This is a genomic window from Pseudomonas rhodesiae (genome assembly GCF_007858255.1).
GTDB classification, from domain to species: domain Bacteria; phylum Pseudomonadota; class Gammaproteobacteria; order Pseudomonadales; family Pseudomonadaceae; genus Aquipseudomonas; species Aquipseudomonas rhodesiae.
In genome coordinates, this window is the sequence record NZ_VFEU01000003.1 from 312,162 (window position 1) to 333,478 (window position 21,317).

31 protein-coding genes are annotated in these 21,317 nt (G+C 59.0%); 3 read left to right on the forward strand and 28 right to left on the reverse strand.

Going from position 1 to position 21,317, the window contains the following annotated elements; genetic code table 11:
- Positions 1-25: 25 nt before the first annotated feature.
- On the reverse strand, positions 26-805 hold the full coding sequence (fpr, locus tag FIV35_RS06170) for a ferredoxin-NADP reductase (RefSeq protein WP_034096174.1): 780 nt from the start codon (positions 803-805) through the stop codon (positions 26-28).
- Positions 806-929: 124 nt separating this feature from the next.
- On the opposite strand from fpr, the gene FIV35_RS06175 reads away from it, so the two are divergent.
- Positions 930-1,856, forward strand: coding sequence for a LysR family transcriptional regulator (locus FIV35_RS06175; protein WP_034137198.1), 927 nt, complete (start codon positions 930-932; stop codon positions 1,854-1,856).
- Between the two features lie 3 nt (positions 1,857-1,859).
- Here the strand turns inward: FIV35_RS06175 and FIV35_RS06180 are convergent, their stop codons facing one another.
- From FIV35_RS06180 to FIV35_RS06190, 3 genes are all read right to left on the reverse strand, one after another.
- Positions 1,860-2,222, reverse strand: coding sequence for a diacylglycerol kinase (locus tag FIV35_RS06180; RefSeq protein WP_034096172.1), 363 nt, complete (start codon positions 2,220-2,222; stop codon positions 1,860-1,862).
- Positions 2,223-2,297: 75 nt separating this feature from the next.
- Positions 2,298-2,948 (reverse strand): response regulator transcription factor ErdR, encoded by a 651-nt coding sequence (erdR, locus tag FIV35_RS06185; RefSeq protein ID WP_034137197.1) that lies wholly within the window; start codon positions 2,946-2,948, stop codon positions 2,298-2,300.
- 240 nt (positions 2,949-3,188) lie between these two features.
- Positions 3,189-3,908 (reverse strand): tRNA-uridine aminocarboxypropyltransferase, encoded by a 720-nt coding sequence (locus FIV35_RS06190; protein ID WP_034137196.1) that lies wholly within the window; start codon positions 3,906-3,908, stop codon positions 3,189-3,191.
- Positions 3,909-4,086: 178 nt separating this feature from the next.
- Between FIV35_RS06190 and FIV35_RS06195 the strand changes: the two genes are divergently transcribed.
- Both FIV35_RS06195 and FIV35_RS06200 read left to right on the forward strand, forming a co-directional pair.
- Positions 4,087-4,521, forward strand: coding sequence for a PA3611 family quorum-sensing-regulated virulence factor (locus tag FIV35_RS06195; RefSeq protein ID WP_034096169.1), 435 nt, complete (start codon positions 4,087-4,089; stop codon positions 4,519-4,521).
- A gap of 376 nt (positions 4,522-4,897) precedes the next feature.
- Complete coding sequence (locus FIV35_RS06200) at positions 4,898-6,010, forward strand: LOG family protein (protein ID WP_034137195.1); 1,113 nt, start codon at positions 4,898-4,900, stop codon at positions 6,008-6,010.
- Positions 6,011-6,126: 116 nt separating this feature from the next.
- On the opposite strand, the gene recX is transcribed toward FIV35_RS06200, so the two are convergent.
- The 24 genes from recX to FIV35_RS06315 form a co-directional block, all read right to left on the reverse strand.
- Positions 6,127-6,594, reverse strand: coding sequence for a recombination regulator RecX (gene recX / locus FIV35_RS06205; protein ID WP_034137194.1), 468 nt, complete (start codon positions 6,592-6,594; stop codon positions 6,127-6,129).
- 8 nt (positions 6,595-6,602) lie between these two features.
- On the reverse strand, positions 6,603-7,661 hold the full coding sequence (gene recA, locus FIV35_RS06210; protein WP_034096166.1) for a recombinase RecA: 1,059 nt from the start codon (positions 7,659-7,661) through the stop codon (positions 6,603-6,605).
- An 83-nt stretch (positions 7,662-7,744) separates the two neighbouring features.
- Complete coding sequence (locus FIV35_RS06215) at positions 7,745-8,245, reverse strand: CinA family protein (RefSeq protein WP_034096165.1); 501 nt, start codon at positions 8,243-8,245, stop codon at positions 7,745-7,747.
- A gap of 81 nt (positions 8,246-8,326) precedes the next feature.
- Entirely contained in the window at positions 8,327-8,839 is a 513-nt protein-coding gene (locus tag FIV35_RS06220; RefSeq protein ID WP_034137193.1) for a lysis system i-spanin subunit Rz, read from the reverse strand.
- A complete protein-coding gene (locus FIV35_RS06225) occupies positions 8,827-9,384 on the reverse strand; it encodes a glycoside hydrolase family 19 protein (RefSeq protein WP_034137192.1) in 558 nt (185 codons plus the stop codon). The genes FIV35_RS06220 and FIV35_RS06225 overlap by 13 nt, the downstream gene beginning before the upstream one ends.
- Positions 9,385-9,406: 22 nt before the next feature.
- Positions 9,407-10,417, reverse strand: a complete 1,011-nt coding sequence (locus FIV35_RS06230; RefSeq protein WP_034137191.1) for a contractile injection system protein, VgrG/Pvc8 family — start codon at positions 10,415-10,417, stop codon at positions 9,407-9,409.
- Positions 10,418-10,426: 9 nt separating this feature from the next.
- On the reverse strand, positions 10,427-10,639 hold the full coding sequence (locus tag FIV35_RS06235) for a tail protein X (RefSeq protein WP_034137190.1): 213 nt from the start codon (positions 10,637-10,639) through the stop codon (positions 10,427-10,429).
- Positions 10,632-11,015: a phage tail protein gene (locus tag FIV35_RS06240; protein WP_034096160.1), complete on the reverse strand. Its 384-nt coding sequence runs from the start codon at positions 11,013-11,015 to the stop codon at positions 10,632-10,634. The genes FIV35_RS06235 and FIV35_RS06240 overlap by 8 nt, the downstream gene beginning before the upstream one ends.
- Entirely contained in the window at positions 11,015-12,259 is a 1,245-nt protein-coding gene (locus FIV35_RS06245) for a hypothetical protein (protein WP_034137189.1), read from the reverse strand. Before FIV35_RS06245 ends, FIV35_RS06240 begins: the two co-directional genes overlap by 1 nt.
- Before the next feature lie 6 nt (positions 12,260-12,265).
- Positions 12,266-12,391 carry a hypothetical protein gene (locus FIV35_RS30080; RefSeq protein WP_010212704.1) on the reverse strand — a complete coding sequence of 42 codons (126 nt, stop codon included), beginning with the start codon at positions 12,389-12,391 and terminating at the stop codon, positions 12,266-12,268.
- On the reverse strand, positions 12,388-12,960 hold the full coding sequence (locus FIV35_RS06250) for a phage tail assembly protein (protein ID WP_034137188.1): 573 nt from the start codon (positions 12,958-12,960) through the stop codon (positions 12,388-12,390). Before FIV35_RS06250 ends, FIV35_RS30080 begins: the two co-directional genes overlap by 4 nt.
- Positions 12,961-13,010: 50 nt before the next feature.
- Positions 13,011-13,517: a phage major tail tube protein gene (locus tag FIV35_RS06255; protein ID WP_034137187.1), complete on the reverse strand. Its 507-nt coding sequence runs from the start codon at positions 13,515-13,517 to the stop codon at positions 13,011-13,013.
- Positions 13,517-14,683 carry a phage tail sheath protein gene (locus FIV35_RS06260; protein ID WP_034137186.1) on the reverse strand — a complete coding sequence of 389 codons (1,167 nt, stop codon included), beginning with the start codon at positions 14,681-14,683 and terminating at the stop codon, positions 13,517-13,519. Before FIV35_RS06260 ends, FIV35_RS06255 begins: the two co-directional genes overlap by 1 nt.
- A gap of 2 nt (positions 14,684-14,685) precedes the next feature.
- On the reverse strand, positions 14,686-14,859 hold the full coding sequence (locus FIV35_RS29560; protein WP_167389876.1) for a hypothetical protein: 174 nt from the start codon (positions 14,857-14,859) through the stop codon (positions 14,686-14,688).
- An 82-nt stretch (positions 14,860-14,941) separates the two neighbouring features.
- The gene (locus tag FIV35_RS06265; protein WP_080761401.1) at positions 14,942-15,202 is read right to left on the reverse strand and encodes a tail fiber assembly protein; all 261 of its coding nucleotides are present in this window, start codon (positions 15,200-15,202) and stop codon (positions 14,942-14,944) included.
- Positions 15,203-15,820 carry a hypothetical protein gene (locus FIV35_RS06270; RefSeq protein WP_034096155.1) on the reverse strand — a complete coding sequence of 206 codons (618 nt, stop codon included), beginning with the start codon at positions 15,818-15,820 and terminating at the stop codon, positions 15,203-15,205.
- Positions 15,821-15,911: 91 nt separating this feature from the next.
- The gene (locus tag FIV35_RS06275) at positions 15,912-16,442 is read right to left on the reverse strand and encodes a tail fiber protein (RefSeq protein WP_034137185.1); all 531 of its coding nucleotides are present in this window, start codon (positions 16,440-16,442) and stop codon (positions 15,912-15,914) included.
- A complete protein-coding gene (locus FIV35_RS06280; RefSeq protein ID WP_034137184.1) occupies positions 16,439-17,077 on the reverse strand; it encodes a phage tail protein I in 639 nt (212 codons plus the stop codon). Before FIV35_RS06280 ends, FIV35_RS06275 begins: the two co-directional genes overlap by 4 nt.
- Positions 17,074-18,069: a baseplate J/gp47 family protein gene (locus tag FIV35_RS06285; RefSeq protein ID WP_034137183.1), complete on the reverse strand. Its 996-nt coding sequence runs from the start codon at positions 18,067-18,069 to the stop codon at positions 17,074-17,076. The genes FIV35_RS06280 and FIV35_RS06285 overlap by 4 nt, the downstream gene beginning before the upstream one ends.
- Entirely contained in the window at positions 18,066-18,398 is a 333-nt protein-coding gene (locus FIV35_RS06290; RefSeq protein ID WP_034137182.1) for a phage baseplate protein, read from the reverse strand. Before FIV35_RS06290 ends, FIV35_RS06285 begins: the two co-directional genes overlap by 4 nt.
- Positions 18,399-18,407: 9 nt before the next feature.
- Entirely contained in the window at positions 18,408-19,019 is a 612-nt protein-coding gene (locus FIV35_RS06295; protein WP_034137181.1) for a phage baseplate assembly protein V, read from the reverse strand.
- Between the two features lie 3 nt (positions 19,020-19,022).
- Entirely contained in the window at positions 19,023-19,538 is a 516-nt protein-coding gene (locus FIV35_RS06300; protein ID WP_034137180.1) for a hypothetical protein, read from the reverse strand.
- Between the two features lie 21 nt (positions 19,539-19,559).
- Positions 19,560-19,904 carry a phage holin family protein gene (locus FIV35_RS06305; protein ID WP_034096148.1) on the reverse strand — a complete coding sequence of 115 codons (345 nt, stop codon included), beginning with the start codon at positions 19,902-19,904 and terminating at the stop codon, positions 19,560-19,562.
- Positions 19,905-20,501: 597 nt separating this feature from the next.
- Positions 20,502-21,236, reverse strand: a complete 735-nt coding sequence (locus FIV35_RS06315) for a LexA family transcriptional regulator (protein WP_080761400.1) — start codon at positions 21,234-21,236, stop codon at positions 20,502-20,504.
- Between the last annotated feature and the right edge of the window lie 81 nt (positions 21,237-21,317).

The window sequence follows — 21,317 nt, forward strand, 5'->3', positions numbered from 1 at the left end:
CCCCTCCCACATTTTTTTACCGCGGTTACTTCTCGACGAATGCGCGCTCGATCAGATAGTCGCCCGGCTCACGCATGCGCGGCGAAACTTTCAGGCCGAAGCTGTTGAGCACTTCGCTGGTCTCGTCCAGCATGCTTGGGCTGCCGCACAGCATGGCGCGGTCGTCCTCTGGATTGATCGGCGGCAGGCCGATATCGCTGAACAGTTTGCCGCTGCGCATCAGGTCGGTCAGGCGGCCTTGATTTTCGAAGGGCTCGCGGGTCACGGTTGGGTAGTAGATCAGCTTCTCACGCACGGCCTCGCCGAAGAACTCGTTCTGCGGCAGGTGCTCGGTGATGAACTCGCGGTAGGCGACTTCGTTGACGTAGCGCACGCCGTGGCACAGGATCACTTTTTCGAAACGCTCATAGGTTTCCGGATCCTGGATCACGCTCATAAATGGCGCCAGGCCAGTGCCGGTGCTGAGCAGGTACAGGTGTTTGCCGGGCTTCAAGTCGTCAAGCACCAGGGTGCCTGTCGGTTTCTTGCTGATGATGATTTCGTCGCCTTCCTTCAGGTGCTGCAATTGGGAGGTCAGCGGACCATCCGGCACCTTGATGCTGAAGAACTCCAGATGCTCTTCCCAGTTTGGGCTGGCAATGGAGTAAGCGCGCATGAGCGGGCGGCCGTTGGGCTGTTGCAGGCCGATCATCACGAACTGACCGTTCTCGAAGCGCAAGCCCGGATCGCGGGTGCACTTGAAGCTGAACAGAGTGTCGTTCCAGTGATGAACACTGAGGACACGCTCGTGGTTCATGTTGCTCATGTACGGGGGACTCCTGGAAATGGGTCTGCACTAAATGTGAAGCGCGCAATTGCAGCGCATTCTAATGGCGACGACAATATCTGTTAACTGAATTATTAAGATAAGGGTTATCGGTTATATCGATATGCGATTTACTCTCCGTCAACTGCAAGTCTTCGTCGCCGTCGCCCAGCAGGAAAGCGTTTCGCGCGCTGCTGGCCTGCTGGCCTTATCCCAATCCGCCGCCAGCACCTCGATCACGGAGCTGGAGCGTCAATCCAGCTGCCAATTATTCGACCGCGCCGGTAAACGCCTGAGCCTCAACGCTCTCGGCCATCAACTGTTACCTCAGGCGGTGGCGCTGCTGGATCAGGCCAAGGAGATCGAGGACCTGCTCAACGGCAAGTCCGGCTTCGGTTCCCTGGCCGTCGGCGCTACCCTGACCATCGGCAACTACCTGGCGACCTTGCTGATCGGCAGCTTCATGCAACAACACCCCGAGAGTCAGGTGAAACTGCATGTGCAAAACACTGCGCATATCGTGCATCAAGTTGCGCATTACGAAATTGACCTGGGTCTAATCGAAGGCGACTGCAGCCACCCGGATATCGAGGTGCAGACTTGGGTAGAAGACGAACTAGTGGTGTTTTGCGCGCCGCAGCACCCCCTGGCCAAACGCGGCATGGCGAGCATGGACGAGTTGACCCATGAGGCGTGGATCCTGCGTGAACAAGGCTCAGGCACGCGCCTGACGTTTGACCAAGCCATGCGCCATCACCGCAGCGCGCTGAATATCCGCCTCGAACTGGAACACACCGAGGCGATCAAGCGCGCGGTGGAGTCCGGGCTGGGCATTGGCTGCATCTCACGGCTGGCGCTGCGCGATGCGTTTCGTCGTGGCAGCCTGGTGCCGGTGGAGACGCCGGATCTGGACCTTATGCGGCAGTTCTACTTCATCTGGCACAAGCAGAAATACCAGACCTCAGCGATGCGCGAGTTCCTGGAACTCTGTCGCGCGTTCACGGCCGGCGTGCAACGCAGCGACGAAATCGTGCTGCCGACCATTGCCTGAGGCTTAGATCAGGATGACGGCCCACACCAGCGTGATCATGGTCAGGGCCACGAATTGCGCGGCGCTGCCCATGTCCTTGGCGTTTTTCGACAAGGGATGACGGTCCAGAGAGATGCGATCGATCGCCGCTTCCACCGCCGAATTGAGCAGCTCGACGATCAGCGCCAGCAGGCACACAGCGATCAGCAAGGCACGCTCGACGCGGCTGACGCTCAGAAAAAAGCTCAACGGGATCAGGATTACATTGAGCAACACCAACTGCCGGAACGCCGCCTCCCCGGTGAATGCCGCGCGCAGGCCATCCAGGGAATATCCCCCAGCATTGAAGATACGTTTGATACCGGTTTGACCCTTGAAAGGCGACATAGATGTAGGCAACTGAACCAAAGGAGTGGGGAAACTAGATCACGCGAAGTCAAAAAAGCGTGAATCGAAACCGGCTTAATGCTGCGTAATTGACTCAAGCTGTTGCAAAAGCAAGGCCGCCTGGGTGCGCGTACGCACGTTCAATTTGCGGAAAATCGCCGTGACATGGGCCTTGATGGTCGCTTCCGAGACTTTCAGCTCGTAGGCAATTTGCTTATTCAGCAAACCTTCGCAGACCATGGTCAATACCCGGAACTGCTGGGGTGTCAAACTGGCGAGACCTTCCTGTGCGGCCTTGGCTTCGGCAGAGACATTGATGGTTTCCGAGGCTTGCGGGGGCCACGAGACATCACCGTCCAGAACAGCACGCACCGCAGCTTGAATCTGCTCCATGGAGCTGGATTTGGGAATGAACCCACTGGCGCCAAACTCCTTGGCGCGCACCACCACATCGGCCTCTTCCTGGGCAGAGACCATCACCACCGGAATCTGCGGGTACTGTCCGCGTAGCAGCACCAGCCCGGAGAAACCGTATGCGCCCGGCATGTTCAGGTCGAGCAGCACAAGATCCCAGTCGGTTTTGTCGGTCAGCTGGGTTTCCAGCTCAGCAATGCTGGCCACTTCGACCAGGCGGACATCCGGGCCTAGACCCAGCGTCACCGCTTGGCGCAGTGCACTGCGAAACAGCGGGTGATCGTCGGCAATCAGGATTTCGTATGTGGCCATTGATTAAATGATCCTGTTTTTATGGGAGCCCCGATGGGTTCAGGGCTCACCAATACACAAGGCGTTGGCCAGGCAGCCATCGCCAGAGGGCGTGCTCGATGTGAAACAACGTCGAAAATCCATGCAGGCGCCTCAAACGGCGCCCAGCATGCCCAGCGTAGCCTGGGGGGTCAAGCACTACGCCCGTGGGTATTTTAGCGGGTTGCCGGTATAAGGTGCCATCATGCAAACGTCGTCTGGCTAAAGCGCCGGTATATAGGGAGCAAGACGCGCGTGAACAGGGTCCGCCGGGTCCAGTGGCAGCTGAAATTTGGCCGCCAAGTAGTGGGTACTGAATACATCAAGGTAGGCGTCCAAGACTTCGCTGGCGGCGCCATCATCAGCCAACTCCAGGCACAGGGCCGCAACTTCGGCGGTGCAGGAGTGATCATCGCGTTTGGAGCGGCGCAGTTTGTAGCGTGACAGTTGCTCAGGCGCCAGGCTCAACACCGGCAGATGCTCCAAGTAAAGGCTCTTGCGGAACATCTTGCGCGCCTCGCTCCAGGTGCCGTCCAGCAGGATGAATAACGGACGCTTGCCCTGCGCCACCGTGACGGTACTGACGACACGCTCCGGCGCCACGAACTCGCCGGGAAACACGATATAGGGCTGCCACTGCGGATCGGCTAACAAGGTGAGCAACCCTGCATCGACCTCGGTACGCGACCACGCGAACGCCGTGGTGTCATCGATCACATCGGCGATCAGCCAGCCGGTATTGCTGGGTTTCATCGGCTCAACATCATGCATCAACAGGCACATGGCGGACCTGGCTGCGACCTTGGGTCGCCAGGCGCACAGGCAATATTCGGGGATGACCCGGCAGCCGGGGCAACGCTCAGCGCGGGAGCCGCGATTGACGAAAGGTTTGATGGCGCGCGCCAGGCGCTGAGTGCGCAGGCGGGAAACGGCGTGGCTCATCGCATGCGCCGTAGAAACGGGAAAATCGACACGGGGTCACTCAAGATCGGTTGAAGTGGCCGCAGTTTACCAGCGATACGCCTGGCTGTAGCGGCAAGGCCTCACCTATAATCGCGCGCCACTGAACGCACAGCGCAGTGGCGGGTCTATGCACCTGTAACCGAATCAGGAGAATTTCATGCTGCGTTCCATGCTGCGTCTTGTCGCCCCATCCGTCGCGCTTGCGCTGGTTTTGCCCATGGGCGCCCACGCTGCCTCGCTGCTGGAGGCGCAAATGAACAAGAAGCTGCAAAGCGTTGCCGCCGAGAGCAATAAAGGCCTGCCGCGAGAAATCGACGAAAAAACCCTGGAAGTGGCCTACACCGTTGAAGGTATGCAGCTGATCGACCACCTGAGTGTGCTGCCCGACCGTGCCGAACAGATGCGCGCCAACCCCAAGGCTGTTTACTTCCAATTGGGCCGCAGCGTCTGCACCAACCCCGGCTACCGCGAGTTGATGGCCAAGGGCGCCGTGATGCGCTATGAAATCACCGAGAACAAGAGCAACCGCCCTGTGGCATCGGTGAAGTTCGCAGAAGCGGACTGCCCAGCCCCGACGAAGAAGAAAAAGTAATTTCGGCTTTATCCTCGCGCTGCGGTCCCGTGGCGCGTACTCCCCCGTTTGCAATTGTTCCGCGCCAGCCCAAGTCCCTCTGATCAACCAATAAGCGGTTGCCAGCCAAGGCTTTTTCGGCCCATGATCGAGCCATCCCAAACACCCTCGCGTAACGGTTTCCATGCCGTCCTGTAACATTTTCCGGGCACAAGAGGGTTGCCCTGCTGCAACTTGCAGTGCAAAGGTTTTTAAATCACAAGGAATATACAGAGCGCGCTTTGCCGACTGGCAAACAGGTGCAATGCCTAGGGCATGCAGCGACACATGCAGTGTCGTGGCCGCCGGACGATCACACTCGCCGCCGGCCCAACCTCTGTGAAGAAGGAGACGTTGAATGCCTTACCAACCGAATGACAGCTTGATACGACATTTTGAAGAACACGGGCCCGAGCTTACACAGCAAGTCGAAGCTCAGCTCCAGCAGATCGCCCCCAACAGCCCGAATAGCCCCCTGTATCGCGACATGATCCTTACCGTGCTGCGCATGGCGCAAGACGACCGCGACCGTTGGAACGCCAAAATAACCCTACAGGCCATCCGCGAACTGGACCACTCGTTCCGGGTTCTGGAACAGTTCAAGGGGCGACGCAAGGTCACCGTATTCGGCTCGGCACGCACTCCGGTAGAAAGCCCGTTATATGCCTTGGCTCGCGAGGTGGGCGCCGCCTTGGCGCGCTCCGATCTGATGGTGATCACCGGCGGTGGCGGCGGCATCATGGCCGCAGCACATGAGGGTGCTGGCCTGGAGCATAGCCTGGGGTTCAATATCACCTTACCTTTTGAACAGCACGCCAACCCCACCATCGATGGCACTGAAAACCTGCTGTCCTTCCACTTCTTCTTTACCCGCAAACTGTTCTTCGTCAAAGAAGCCGATGCGCTGGTGTTATGCCCAGGCGGTTTCGGCACCCTGGACGAAGCGCTGGAAGTATTGACGCTGATCCAGACCGGTAAGAGCCCGCTGGTGCCGGTGGTGTTGCTGGATGCGCCCGGCGGTGGGTTCTGGCAAGGCGCTTTGGATTTTATCCGCAACCAGTTGGAGGCCAATCGCTACATTCTGCCGACCGATCTCAAGCTGGTTCGGTTGGTGTACAGCGCTGAAGAGGCCGTGGACGAAATCAATCAGTTCTACGCCAACTTCCACTCCACACGCTGGCTCAAACGGGAGTTTGTGATGCGCATGAACCATCCGCTCAGCGAACAGGCCTTGGCGCATCTGCAGACTGAATTCGCCAGCCTGCGCTTGAGTGGGGAGTTCCAGCAACTGGCTTATACCGGGGAGGAACATGATGAGCCGAAATTCAGCCATTTGACGCGATTGGTGTTCAATTTCAACGGGCGAGATCAAGGCCGTTTGCGAGAGTTGGTGGACTACATCAACCTGCCAGAGAACTGGGCCCATGCCCAGGGGACGGCGCAGCAGCGAGTGACACCAGAGCCAGCGTGAGTTCAGAAACGCAAAAAGGCCCGCTATTTTCATAGCGAGCCTTTTCGGGTGTATCGGGGGATCGAATTGAGCGACCAGGGGTTATGTAGCAGTTCGTCGGAACGAACCTGCGTTACTCAGTCGTCCATCTCTCGACCGCTGAGCAAACGGCTGATCATATCCATTGAGAACCCGCGATAGCTCAGGAATCGACCTTGTTTCGCACGCTCCTTGGCATCAATCGGCAGATGACCAGAGAACTTGCGACGCCAGGTATCCTCCAGTTGCGACTGCCAGTTGATACCGCACTCACGCAAAGCAAGGTCGATATCTCCACGCTGCAGACCGCGCTGGCTCAGTTCTTCGCGAATTCGTGCAGGACCATAGCCGGACCGGGCTCGGTAGGAAACAAAACTTTCCAGGTAACGGGATTCGGAAAGCAGGCCCTCCTCCGTCAAACGGTCGAGGGCGGCTTCGATCATCTCGGGCTCTGCGCCGCGCTGGCGCAATTTACGCGTCAGTTCGACTCGACCATGCTCGCGGCGAGCGAGCAGGTCCATTGCAGTGCGCCTAACGGCGACGAGTGTATCCAGTACAACAGTCATCGTTTGCTTCAGATGTCGGTGTCGGCTTCTTCCATCTCGTCAACCGGCTCACGGTTGGCGGCAGCTTTTACGTCTGGCGCGGCAGTCAGCAGCTTGTCGCGAATTTGCTTCTCAAGCGCAGCGGCGATGTCCGGGTTATCCGCCAGAAACTTGGCCGAGTTGGCCTTGCCTTGACCGATCTTGCTGCCATTGTAGGCATACCAGGCCCCGGATTTCTCGACGAAGCCGTGCAACACGCCCAGGTCGATCATCTCGCCGTTCAGGTAGATGCCCTTGCCGTAGAGAATCTGGAATTCGGCCTGACGGAAAGGTGGAGCTACCTTGTTCTTCACCACTTTGACGCGGGTTTCGCTACCGACAACCTCGTCGCCTTCCTTCACTGCGCCAGTACGGCGGATATCCAGACGGACCGAAGCGTAGAACTTCAACGCGTTACCACCTGTGGTGGTTTCCGGGCTACCGAACATCACACCGATCTTCATACGGATCTGGTTGATGAAGATCACCAGGCAGTTGGCGTTCTTGATGTTACCGGTGATTTTACGCAGCGCCTGGGACATCAGACGGGCTTGCAGGCCCACGTGCATGTCACCCATTTCGCCTTCGATTTCAGCCTTGGGTACCAGGGCCGCCACGGAGTCGACCACGATCACGTCGATGGCATTGGAGCGCACCAGCATGTCGGTGATTTCCAGGGCCTGCTCACCGGTGTCCGGCTGGGAAACCAGCAGGTCGTCAACGTTGACGCCCAGCTTGCCGGCGTATTCTGGATCCAGGGCGTGTTCGGCATCGACGAACGCGCAGGTGGCGCCCATTTTTTGAGCCTGGGCAATCACCGACAGAGTCAGGGTGGTTTTACCGGAAGATTCAGGACCGTAGATTTCAACGATACGGCCTTTGGGCAGGCCGCCAATGCCGAGTGCGATGTCCAGACCCAGAGAGCCAGTGGAAATAGCCGGGATCGCCTGACGGTCGTGATCGCCCATACGCATTACGGCACCCTTGCCGAATTGACGTTCGATCTGACCCAGGGCCGCAGCCAAGGCTTTCTTCTTGTTGTCGTCCATTAAAGTCCTCACGTAATCAATAAGGCCTGACGGCCAACACCTGTATAAGTAGACAGTATTGTTCCACAAAGATCGGAGAACGCCTACCCCTGTTTTTCTATTTCTACTGCAGCTCGTCGCAACAAGCCCTCTAGCGCGGCCTTGACCGTTTGTCGGCGGACCTCGTCACGGTTGCCCTTGAAGTGCTCGCGCTGCGCCGTAACCTCATCCCCCACGCCGAACGCCAGCCAAACGGTACCCACCGGTTTTTCCGGCGAACCACCATCCGGCCCCGCCACGCCACTGACGGCCACGGCGAATCGCGCCAGGCTTTTCTCCTGGGCGCCGCGCACCATCGCCTCCACGACTTCCTGACTCACGGCCCCTACTTTGGCAAACAGCTCGTCGGGAACATTCAACTGTCGAGTCTTCTGCCGGTTGGAGTAGGTGACATAACCGGCCTCGAACCAGGCCGAACTGCCGGGAATCCGCGTAATAGCCTCGGCAATGCCGCCACCGGTACAGGACTCTGCCGTGGTGACATGTGCATTGAGCACCTGCAGGCGGCGGCCCAGTTCAGCGGCAAGTTGAGTGATCTCGTTCACGGTCGTCTCCTGGAGTGGGCGGGCGTTCGCCTACCCTACAGGAGCCGATCGCGCACGCAAGCCACCGGCTGCATCAAGATGCTAACGGGCGATGGTTCGCACGTAGGCCTGGCACGCTCGCAAGGCAATCAGGGCGTTATCGCCGTCGTCGGTGATGGCGATAATTCGCTGAGCATGCGCCGGGTCAAGTCGGGCTCGCGGGGCTGCATGAACCAGGCCGCTGGCGGCGGTGGAGGCTGGCACTGCACAACCGTTGGCGGGGTCGCGGGTGTCGAGAAGGACTGACAACCGCACATCAGCAGTGGCCAGGCGATCACGCAAAGCAGCCTGATGACGTTGTGCATCGCTTAACTCCTGCGCGTGTTGTTGATCGTTGGCGCTGAGCTTCTGCTCCAGGGCCAGTCGCTTGTCGTGTTCAGCCTGTTGTTGACGCACGGCCAACTGGGTTTGTTGATCGAGCTCCCGGGCATGTATCGCCGCCAACCGTTGGATCTGCGCCTCATATCGCCAGACCTGCACCTGCCAGGCCAGCCCCGCCGCCATCGCCACCAGCAGGAAATAGCCGAGCAAACGGTAGGACGTTAAGAACCGCATAACACCGCCTTCGCCCGCGCCCACAGCTGCATGCGCTGCTCCAGGCCATTGAGCCCACCATTGATGCGGCGCGTAATCGTGGTGAATTGATCCTTGTCGGCCAACGCGTTCAGACCATTGCTTGCCCAATACCAAGCCGCCGACTCACACGCCCACCGGGGCTGCTCAAGCAGTTCAGGCTGTGCCAACAGGCGATCGTCGCCGAATAGCGCCCGACTGCACGTCATATAGTTTCGACGGCCGGTAACCTGGATGAGCCCCCTGCCCCGATACTTCTGACCGTCACCATCCGCTTCGGGCGTATTGCCCAGGCGCGCAGCCAAGGTGCCGGTGTCGTATTTGCTCAGGTATTGGTGGCTGCCCAATTCGCGCAGGTATTGCAGCTCGCCGGATTCGTGAGCGATCTGAGCGAGAAAGGCAGCGATGCGTTGGGGGGTGTCGATAGCGTACCGTTCCATCGCAGCATTTATGGCGGGCAAAAAAACACCCGCTACGAGGCGGGCTGCTGGCATGACGTGGACAAGCTGGGCAAGCGTAATCGGCATGGTTTCTACTCTGTAAGAAGGTCTAGATCGACAATCCGCCCGCCACGATCGAACTGCGATACCCCGTCGTCGGGTCACCCACATGGGTCACCTGGGTGATCGACCAGCGCCCTTGCATATAGGACGGCCAGCTCTGATCCAGCAGCAGCAACCCTTCAGCAGCGAGCAGCGGGTTGCCTGGACAATCGATCTGTAATTTCAAACCTTCACGGCCCACGCGCCGCAGTTCGCCTTCGGCCACAGCGCGGGCTTCGGCTTCGTTCTGGCAGCGTTGGCGCAAGGTTTTGAACGGCGCAATGCCGACTTGCACGACGTGCTGTTTGCCCCCAGCCGCATCCCACCAGGTCACACGGCACCCCATGTACTTAGACCGCGATTGCTCGTCGAGCCTGGCTGTGATGAACGCTTGGTCACCGGGTCGGTTGTCCTGGGTCACGGATAACGTCACCTCCGGCAGAGGTTGCCCGGAAAGCGAGTGGACCTTGCCGGCTTCCGCCAACACATACAGTTCGTTGATCGGTTTTGTGATGGCGCTATAGCGATTGGCCAGGCGCGTGATAAACGCCATGTCGCTTTCGTTGGATTGATCGATATGGGGAATCGGAATGCCTTCCAGCGCCGGTGCCACCCGGGGTGAATAGCCATGCCGGCTGACTAACTGACGAAACAGCGCGCCCAGGGTGGTAGGGCCGTAACTGGCGGAGCGGCGCTGCCGGTAATGGCTGGAGTCCGCGGCACTGAAAGGTGCGGCGGTGGCGACGATCATCAGGCGCATCGGAAACAGCACCGGTGTTCGCTGTGTGATGACGAATTCGCCCTTCTCCACCAGGCCCGACTCCTGATAGCCGACCCGCATGCCGATCTTGCCGCTCAAGCTCGGTAACCCTTCCAGACCCTCGGTATTGAGCGTGAGTTCCAGTCGGTCGGTCTGGATACCGGCGGCATCGGTATGGCTCCAGTGCATCAAACGTTGATTGAGCAATGCCGCATTGGCACCGTAGAACTCAACGACCGGGGTGAATCCCTGTGTCATATGGCCTCCTCAATCCCAGGCCGAAATCGGCCGCAATGCCGCTGGCCGGGCGTGCAACTCCGGCACCACCACCCACACGCCCGCCGGCAATACCGGCCCGTGCTCGGCCAGTTCGGGGTTCAGGTGCCAGAGGGTTTCTTCAGCAGCGTCGTCACAGCGCCCCAACTCGCGGTACAGCAGCAGGTTGACTGAGTCCCCGGCAATACTTCGCACTCTACGCATTGACGAACTCCTCCAATTCAAGGCTCCAAGACATGACCATGGCGGTGCCGTCGTCGATCACATGGCTTTGGTTTTCCACCACGGCATTGATGCGCCACAGCCCCCAGTTCCGACCGATCCCGTCGACCAGCGGCAGCGGTGCCCGCGCATTCTGCAAGGCGCGCAACTCGTCCAGGCGCTGCATACCTACGGCGTACATCGCCGTGCCGCCGAACGTGAGTTTCTCCAGAGCCTGACCGCTCTGACGGGACTGCGGCTTGCTGGCAATGATTTCCAGGTTGCTCCAGCCCCCGTAACTGCTGTGGGTGAGCGTGGCGTAGGCAAAACCTCGTGAGAGGCCAAAGATAAAATCGCCCAATACCATCTGTTGTCGCATCAATCACCTCCGGGGTCGGCCAATGCCGCGTTGCGTCGAATGCCGAGGGAATCGGTCACCATGGGCATGCATTGGAATTGCAGGGCCTGGAGCACTTGGTTGACCACTTGCTGGGCATCGGCGGGGTTGACGCCGGTGATCTGGATGCTCGGCGAGATCGTGACCTGGACGTTGTCGGTGCGAGCACTGTTGAGTTCCTTGCTCAGGGCATTCGGCGCGGGCAGGCGATCACTTGAACTGAACAGTTTGTCACCGAGCCAACTGCCCGCTTCGCTGCCCAGCAAGCCACCGATTGCACCACCGACGGCGGTACCGATACCGGGAAAAACCAGCGTGCCAAGTGCAGCCCCGGCCGATGCGCCAGCCCAGGCGCCACCGACGGTGCTCAGGCCACTGCCAACGGCTTTGGCATCGCCTTGGCGCACGCCTTGCACGACGGCCATCGCGGTGTCGACGTACTTCAGCGGGCCCAGCCTGCGCACGACGGATGATTCCAGTCGGGTCGCGGCGCCAGCCAGGCTCGAAGGGGCCGCTGTGCGTGGAGCAATCGTCGAGGCATTGAACCCCAGGCGCGGACCTTCGAATACCTTGCTTACCTTTTCGAAGAGGCTGCGCACCGTGGCGAAGAAACTCAAAGAGGTTCGGGGGGGACTGCGCCTTGACTTCATGAACGTAGGCTTGCCTGGCCCTCTCCTCCCAGACGCCTTGTTGGGCCCATAACGCTCACGCCCCCGCAGCGCCTCGCTGACACCCGCGCAGCAAGTGTCACCGCCCTTGCCGCCCCCCTGAAACACCGCACCGATGCCGGGGATTTTGCCCAGGGTCGCTTCAAGCACCTTGTCTGAAACCTTGGTTCTGAATGAATCCGCCAAGCCTTCACCGGCCCACTTGAGCAATTGGGTGGCGGAGGATTCGGCAGGCTTTTTTTCTTCCGGCGTTTTCTTCGTCTCACTGGTCGCGGGGCTCAGGGCCGGGGCGGTCAGGGCAGCGCCGGTGATGAACAACGTCGTGTTGAGCGTCTCCAGCGTCTCGCGCAACCGTACCTGCTCCAGGGTCAACGCATTCAGGTCCACGCTGACGGTAACCAGCGCCGAGCTGAGCGTCGATTGCGGTGATGGAGCCTCGCGTTCAGGCGCGGCCAAGCTTGCAGAGAACGGTGCGAGCACACTGCCCAGATCCGCGTCACCGAGCATCCAGCGGTTGTCTTGCACCGCGAGCCGGGGCGCATATTGAGTCTCTTGCATCTCGCTTTACTCCTGTTTAACCCCAAGGCGAGTGATCGCAATGTCGTAGCGGCGCAGTGCTTTTGCGGCGTCCCAGTCGAGAATTTCCGCTTCGTTTACCGAGTAAACCAGCGGCACCACATCGAGGATCACCTCGATGTCGCGTTCCGAAAGAAGTCCGCCGGTTGATTTAAAAAATCGTCGATGCGCTCCTGCAATTCCGTCCAGTCCGGCACGGTCAACCCCGCAAGATCCGGGATCATCAAGCCGGTGCAATGGGCGGTGATGAACTCGGCGCGTTCTTTGTTGGTGGCGAGTTTTTTCATCACTTTGGTGGCGCGCAGGGCGGGCATTTCCAGAGGCAGTTCAGTCAGGGTTCGGCCGGCTGCATCCAGGGGCAGTAGCAGTTGGATGGGCTGATCGTGGGACGACTGCTGAGGTTCGTTGAGAAAGAATGAAGCAGGTCGCGTCGACATCTCGTGTACGTATTGAGCGATAGACACGTAGTCTGGGCGCTTGAGCTGGTCGAGTTCTTTTTCCGACAGGCCGGTGGCGAGTTTCGCCAGTTCAAAGAACTGATCGTCCTCGTCGTCACCGGCCCGGGCCAGCGCGTCTTTTTGCGCGGCGTAGTACAGCGGTTTGAGTTGCACCTGCTCGATCGTCGCGCCGGTATCGGCGGTGATCGCAGACAGCAACCTATGCAGCGGTGGCATCCAGGCCATGGGGCAATTCCTTGTTCAAGCAAGGGGCGAGCGCACCCGCCCCCAGGGGTTTAAGGCATCAGCACAGCGCGGCGCGCATCGCCCAGGATATCGACGCCGTTGAGCACGAATTTCTGGGTGCGCACGTCGATGTCGATCACCGGGATGCCGTTTTCCAGACGATTGTAGGTGCGGCAGGACAACTCCAGCGTGGTGAGCGCCTTCTCGCCCATCTTCAGCTTCGCTTCATCCAGGGATTTGAGCTTGCCGCCGACGGTGTGGTAGGTGAAATACGTCTTGCCGTCCTGGTCCTGACCGGCTTCACGTACGTTGAGCAGGATGTCGTCACCCATGCGCACGCCCAGCGCCAGCATGATTTCAGGACCGGCACCCTGGAGGACCAGCGTGGCATTGAGCACCTTGCCGCTCTTGGCCATTTCCTCGGCGATAAAGCGCCCACCGGACATGGGTTCCATCTCGAACTCGATCTTCGGCGGAGTGAACTCTTCCACCGTCGCGGACAACGGCAGGCCTTGGAGGGTGGCCGCAATGGCCTGTCTGACTCGGTTGGTAAACATTAGAGAACGTCCTCTAGGAACTGCTCGATGATTTCATCACGGGCGTTGAGTTGATAAATCATGTGTTCGTTGGGCGCGTAGCGGCCATAGTCGATGACGATGAACCAGGTGCCGTTTTTGTACTTTTCGACACTGTTCAACTCCGGGTGCAGGTACACGCTGGCGCCGGGAATGGTTTCGTCGGCGACCAGGGTTTGCAGCCAGTCGTTGATGCGCTTGACCTCCTGATCCATGAAGGACTTGGTGAGGTTCTTGGCCATGGCTTTCTGGCCGGCCTTGACCAGTTTGCGGCTGATGGCATCTTCCAGGCCGACATAGCTGATGAATTTGCCGGTGATGGAACGGTTACCCAGCAACGAAAAGCCGCCGAGGATGGTGCGCGCGTAGTAGCTCACGCCATAACGGTTGAGCAGGTCGCCTTCGGTGGAGGTGTCGAGGATGTTGTACTCGACCACGCGGGAAACGTCCTCGGCGAATGTCACCTGATTACCCGGGCTCTCCCACTGCTTGACCTTGGCCAGCGCGGCGATCGCCAGAGACGACGGCGACAGAAACACGTTTTTCTTCGCCGCCTTGGAGTACACCGACGGCATGTTGTGCACCAGCAGGCAGCGGTCGAAACCCAAGTCGGCGCCGCCCAGTTCGCCGCTATAGGCCGCTTGGTCGGCGACGCTGGCATCTTTGCCATCGAGCACGACACGCGCCTTGATGCGCTTGCCGAACGAGGCAAACTCGCCGGCCACGGCCTTGGTGCCAGTGAAGCCGGGGGCGCCGATGATGGTCAGGTCTTCAGGCACGCTGGCGAGTGCGGCCAGGCCCAGTTTGCGCCCGGTGACCGGGTCGTTACCGCCGATCACATTGTTGAGCGTATCGGCCGCAGTGGCGCCCTCTTCGACGATCACCACGTAGACCGGCACCTTCACCACTTTGAGAATCTGGTAGACGGCGTGGAACAACGTGCCCGACTCGGCACCGGTGGTGTCCAGCAGCGCCTGGGTGGTGAAGCTATTGATGCGAAATGGCGCATTTTTCGGAATCGACGCATGGGCGTTCGGCGCGGTGCCGACCAGACCGATGACGTTATCACCCAGGCCACCCATGGCCTCGGGGGATTCGGTGGCATTGACGGTAATACCGTTGTGCTCGAAGTTCAGAACCTCAGCCATGGTTATTCAGCCTTCTTCGGGGTGGAGTTAAGGACGCTGGTCAGTTCCAGACGGCCAGCGGTGCGCAGGGCGGATGCTTCGACGTCCAGCAGTTCCAGCTCCTGGCCAACGGTGGACCAATGGCCGCCTCCGGTAGGGAATGGGATGAGGACGGTGTAGGTTTGGCGGGTAGGCATAGGTGGGTTTCTCCGGGTTGAGAACGCCAAAGCCCCTTGAGGAGGGGCTTTGGGGAGGCGAAAAAAACCGCTTTCGCGGTGGCTATTTCAGAAAGGCGGGCTTTTCAGGCCATGCCACGATGAATGGATCTCCAACATTTTGCGGAACATCCCGCAAAGCTCTCCGGTAATTTGCAACCTGAATACGTTGCTCATCATTAAGGGGGCTGTCCTGAACTTGGGTATAATCCGTTTCGCTCAACAGTTGATCTCGACGGACTCGGATACATGCCCATTCCAAGAGTTCCAAACCTGCCTTGCTAAGGATACGCGAAGGAACAGTTTCTGCAGAAAATTCGCTCATTTAGAAAACCACCGTTGGAGAAAGAGAAAGTTTAGACTTTAATTCGCCCACACTAATCGAATGGTAATGACCAATCTGCATAGTATCAATTCGCAAAGATGTCACATATACATTAGGAATCTTTATGCGACAGATCGCATTACCCGCAGTATCCGCATAAATAGCTGGCTCAAACTTTCCAAAGCATGACTGATTGATAACTGCTCTCTGAGGCGAGTAAACGTAACCTGCAAATGTCTCATCCAACACTAAAGAGCTACCGTAACTATAGCCACGAATATTCAGCCAAAACATCTGATCATCGGTATTAATGGAAAACGGCAGTTTGAAATGAGCGTACACATTCAATGACGACCCGAGATCCGTTGCAACCAGCCCTCCAGCAGCGCCAACATCGTAAGGAGCACCAGTCCCCCAAATCATGCCTTGAAAGACACTCATCAGAAGTGTCCCCGGCTCACCAATGGCACCAACGACATCTTTTAACGCTCGAAACTGATCAAACTCTGCACGCGCCTGATTCATTCTCGCGTCGATAGCATCAATTTTTCCATTCACGGCATTTGTCAGGTTATTTGAAGCCTGAACCAAGTTAGCTATTTGCGTTTCCGTACTCAAAATAGTAGCTCCTCTTTTACCACTTTAATGCCTCGACGCACTCTTACCGAATGACAAATCGCGAGACCAAATAAGTTATCCAACACTTAGACTATGCCCGGCCGAGTTCTCCAACACGAAATAGCAAACCTAGATGCCGAGCCATATTGTCGATATTGGCAGTAGCGATCACTGCCAACTCATTAGCAATAAGAACGTTCAAGCTTTCAGTCCCCACCACAATCACCACGCTATCCCCCGGCAACGGCGAAACATCCAGCGTGAACTTCTGCAGCACCCGAGCCGCCGCCGCTTTATACGTCAGCAACTTTCCTGCGACGGAATACACCGCCAACAGCGTCCCACTGGCGAGATAAAAGCCAAACTCGCCAATTTCATATTCGCCGTCGCCGTCAAACAGCGCGGCCATCCTGAGTTGGTGGTTGCCCAGGTCTTCGTAATCCACGATGGCGACCCGTTGGCGTTCGTCGCGCAAGGCCACTTCGCTGCCGTCCGGGTTGTAGCGGCCGGTGCCGGCGCCAATGTGGGTGATTTCACCTTTCAAACCCTGGTTCTTCGCCTGCAGCACTTCATCCAATCCCTTGGCGGTGAAGCGCACCAGGCGCGTAATGTCATCTGTCATGGCTGCGCCCTGAGGTCGTAGTCGTTAATGGTGTAGTGCAGGGCTGCGCCGGTTTGGGTAAGCCGGGCGCCCAGCACTGTTTCGGGTAGAGCGCCCCGCAGGGAAAACTCACTGTCACTCAACGGCGGGTCGAGCGCGCTGCTGATCGAAAGGCCGCCCAAGGTCTCGTGGACAATGGTGATGGTGGCCTGATCACGCTCGCTCTTGGCCGCGTTGATACGCCGAATCAGCCGGTTGTGGTCACCGCTGGACCAACTGCGCCCCACAATTGCCTGCACGTCAAAGGTGTACGGCACGCCCAGCGGCCGCTGCTGATACCAGGCGCTGATATTGGGCGTAAAACCCAAAGACTCCACCGCATGGATCAACGCCTTGGGCGTGCCCGCCTGACGCTGGATCTGCCAGGAAAGCCCCACGGTCAGGCGTTTTTCCGTTTCGCTGGCTTGGGTATTCCATTCGCTGACACCCCGGTCGGCGGCCAGGTACGGCAGAAATTCGACGGGGGTTTGCAGCGGGTTCATCAGCGCGGGAAACGGCGGTACGACGCGGTCCAGCAGGGTGCCGAAGCCCAGGTCCAGGGCTTTCTCCAGTGCTGAGCTATTGGCCGGCAACAGGCTCGCTTTGCTTTCACTCATAGCGTGCGCACCTCCACCTCGACACCGGTGCAATAAGGGGCCTGGAAGGCTGTGGTGATGATCGGTTCCAGAGGTTCGAGAATCTGCAACTGCGCCGCGCCCGCACTGTGAATGGCGTAGTCGATCCAACTGGGGTCGACGCGTCCTTCGAGGCGATGGCAGGAGTCGGCGTAGGTTTGCAGCAGGCGTTGAGCCGCCACTTGGGTCAACCCGGAATCCGGCCCGGCGTTGATCTTGGCCACGACGCGGATTTTGTACGGCAGGATCTGCGCACTCTGCACGCTGACCAGATCGGTTTCCGGCCTTACATCCGGCCGTGCGAAATGTCGTCGCACGCCGTCAAGCAATTCGGCGGATGCGCTGCCGTCGCCCTCCCTTGACAGTACCGTGACCATGACTTCGCCTGGAGCGGTGCGCCGCGCATTGCCATCCTTGACTTGGGCCGCGTAGCCGTCCGGGTCGAAGGTGTAGCTGACGGTAACCACGCCGGGAGTGGCGCTCTGCACCTTGACCGACGGCCGTTCACCCAGGGTGAAGACCTCGCGTCGATACTGCATCCGCGAGCCTGCCGCCGGTGCATGGGGTGCCAGGTAGTAGCGCAGACGGGCATCGTCGTCGCTTTCCAGAATGGATGGTATCGGCGGGAATGCGGCCGGGTCGCCAGGGTCGAGCACTTGGCGCTCCAGCCCCATGTCGGCAAGGCGTGCATCCAAGTTGCTGCCGGTTGCCCACCACGCCAGCATCTGCTTGATACGGGCGTTGTACTTGCGTTCATGGGTTTGCAGGCGTACGCAAAACGCTTCCAGGGCCAGGGTCAATAATTCGCTTTCATTGTCCAGACTGGCCTTGAGTTTGGGCGCGCTTTGCGGCGCACGGGTGGCCACGTAATCGATGACGAACGCCTTGAATTCCACCAACAACGGCTCGAACGCCTCCACGGCAATAAGCGCCGGCTCCGCCAGTTGGTTCTGGCCGGGGATCAACATGCTCATGTCACGACCTCGAAGGTTTGTTGACGGTTTTTCCAGGTGCCGGCAAAACGCAGCAACAAACCAGCGCCTTGCCGCGTAGCGACGATGACCTCGGGTTGAAAATCGGCGATGCCATTCTGGGTGTTGTAGAACGCCTGCGCGGCATGGCTCTGGGCGAGGATCAGCAGGTCGTCGCCCAAGTTCTGACCAAGCAGTTGCGGGATCATCGAGCCGTACAGCGGGCGCTTCTGGCGAGTGCCTATGGGAGTGGTCAGCGCTCGGGTGGCGCGCTGTACGAACTGCAGCCAGTCATCCACGGCTGCCCCGGTGTTTCTATCGATTCCGAGCATGGCAAATCCTTATGCGCTGCTGATCACACGGCCCTGGTGATCCACCACTGGGCCACTTAAATGCACCCCGCCGGCATCCAGCCGCAGACCGGTAGCCCCCAATTGCAGGGCGATGCTGTCGGCCGTCAGTACCAGGCTGGCGGCGCCGACCTGTGCGAGGACCTGCTCCCGTGAGCCCGTGACGGTGGTGGGCCCGTTGCGCCAATTGAACAGGTGAGTGGCATCGTCGTAATCGCTTTGCGTCCCGTCCTGATAAAGGCGACGCGTCAACGTCGCCACACGGGAGACAGGCGGAAACTGACTACTGTTGAGGCCGAACAGGGCCACGGACTGCGTCCCCCCTTCCCCACCTGCATAGTTGAGCAGCAGGCATTGCTCGCCCACAGATGGGATGCGGGTTTCCGTCTGCGCACCGGCGCTGGGGTTGAAAAAATGAATGGCCGGGGTGAGCAAATCGCCATGCCGAACCTTGCATGTGTGGCTGGCGGCATCGACTTCCTCACATACGCCAATCCGACAAAAACTGTCGGCACGGCGGTACAGGTCTTCGAGCTGGGCCTCCATTTGCGCCAGGCGCTCGATGATCGGCCCCAGTTGCATGCGTAGCAACGCGTCGAACATGGTCTACTCCTGCAGAGGTCGATATTGATCGGGATCGTCGATATTCGAGACTTCCCAGGTGCAGGCAATCAGCGGTTTACCCGTAGGATCTTCGAGCAGCGGCGGCCCCAGATAGAGCGTTTGGCTGAAGGACACCGTCCAGGTGTCGTAGTCCGTTTCGCTGGAGCCCAGAACGGAGGGCGCTGCCACAATGGCCATGGGCAGGTCGCATTGCTCGGCCGGCAGCCCCCAGCGGTTGTCCAGGGCCAGATCCATTAGTTGGCTGGCCAAGTCGCAGGCGTCAAAGGGCGCCGCGCCGCTGGCAACCGTGACTTTGAGAGACACCGACAAGGCATGCGCCTTACGCCCGTCCAGGGCGCGTATTCCGGGGCCGTTGCGCTCCACGCCGATCAAAATGCCGCTGGCATCCGTGGCGCCGTTGAAATCCTGGTGATTGCCCACCCGCAGGTGCGGGAACGCCAGCTTGAGCGTTTCTGCGATCGCGATGGGCAGTTGGGAAGGTTTTTCGATAAGTGTCATAGGGTCGCGTCCTTGCAGCAATTACTGCTGATCGGGCCGCGAAGTCGGCGTCTGGTTGACCCCGATACGCTTGGCCGCCCAGCGTTCATAAAGACCGATGGCTACGTCGGCCCCCGCCATGGCGGTGAGGCAGCCGATGGCGCCGGCAGTCCAGATCGACATGCCGGCGGCGTAACACAGCATCAGGGCCGAAACCCCGCACACCATGCACGCGCCAGACCTCAAGGCCAGGCGCCGGATCAACGACCAACCGCGGGCGCCCTCCTTGTCGGCACGCCACATTTCGCCGGATACCCCGCCGATCAAGGCCAGTGCAATCACCAGCCAGATAGGCATTTCCGCTAACGCTTGCTGCTCGTTTGTCATGTCACGCCTCCTGGCTGAGCAATGCCGGCTGAATGCCGGTTTTCCGGGTAAATCCATTTATAGGTAGGCATTCCAAAAAGCCCGGTTGCCCGGGCTTTTCAGTAATGCTGTCCTCGAACCTTCGGCGCTACTGGCGCGGTACGGTTCTTTCGTCAATGTTTTTCCGACCACGATCCCTGTCTGCCGGATAACTGCTTCTGGTGCTTTACGCTGCACACCCGGGTCAGTTGCCAACCCTCTGAACCGTTAAGGCCGGTTCATCGCTGCCTGTTTCTTGTAAAGCGGTGTCACTAAAGAGCGTCGGCATCCTTGCCGGTATTGCCTGGCATCCCTGCCATCGCTGTGATGGCGTCCTTGCCGATGTTGCGTGCCTTCCTTGTCATCCTTGGCAGCATCCTTGCCGCCTCCACCAGGCCTTGTTGGCTGGCTTGAGATGAAGAATATGCATGTATGCATATACAGTCAATGCGTAAATGCATTTATTTTCACTAAGGATATGCTCATGTGCATTTTTGGCTTGGGGATTCAAGGGGTTACTGGTTTTTGGCAGGCGAAAAAAAACCCGCTGCTTGGCGGGTTTTGTCCTACTGAATTGGGTTAACGCGCGTACATGCCCCACCAGAACACATGACCGAGGATACTGATCTGCTCGTCCTGGATTTCCTGGAAACTGTAGTCCTCGTCCGGATGCTCGTCGCGGTTGAAGCTGCGCAGACGAATCCCGGATGGCAGGCGATAGAGCTGTTTGACCCGCAATTGGCCATTGTGATTGATGGCATACAGATCGCCATCGACGATATCGCCGATGCCGCTCTTGCCCGCATTGACCCCAACGGTGGCGCCATCGCGCAGCACTGGCAACATGCTGTTGCCGCGCACCGTCACACACTTGGCCTGGTCGAATTGCACACCATTGTGTCGCAAGCTGCGCTTTCCAAAACGCAGGCTGGCTTTCTCGCTTTCCTCGATGACGAATCTTCCTGATCCAGCAGCCAATTCAACCTCGCGCAGAAAGGGGATCGACACCTCATCGTCATTGATAGGGGTGTCGTCGTCCCACAGGCTTATGTCCTTGAGTTCCGAATGCATCGGGTCGCGCCCGTCGTCCCGCGCAGCGCCTACGGCCACGCGCCCGCGCAGTTGGTCGGTGCTCACGCCAAAGTATTCGGCAATGCGGGAGATATGCTTGTCAGACGGATCGACAATCTTGCCGCTGAGGATCCGAGACAGCGTGGACTGAGGCACACCGGTACGCCGGTGAAGCTCCGTGGGGGAGATCCGGTCGCGGTCCAGCAATTCTCTTAATACGATAGAAACGTTGCGTTTTTGCATAACGGCGATAGTGCCGGGTGTTTTGCAGCTTGGCAAATGCTAATTTGCATATTTTATGCACAGGTCGCGCTGTATCAGGCG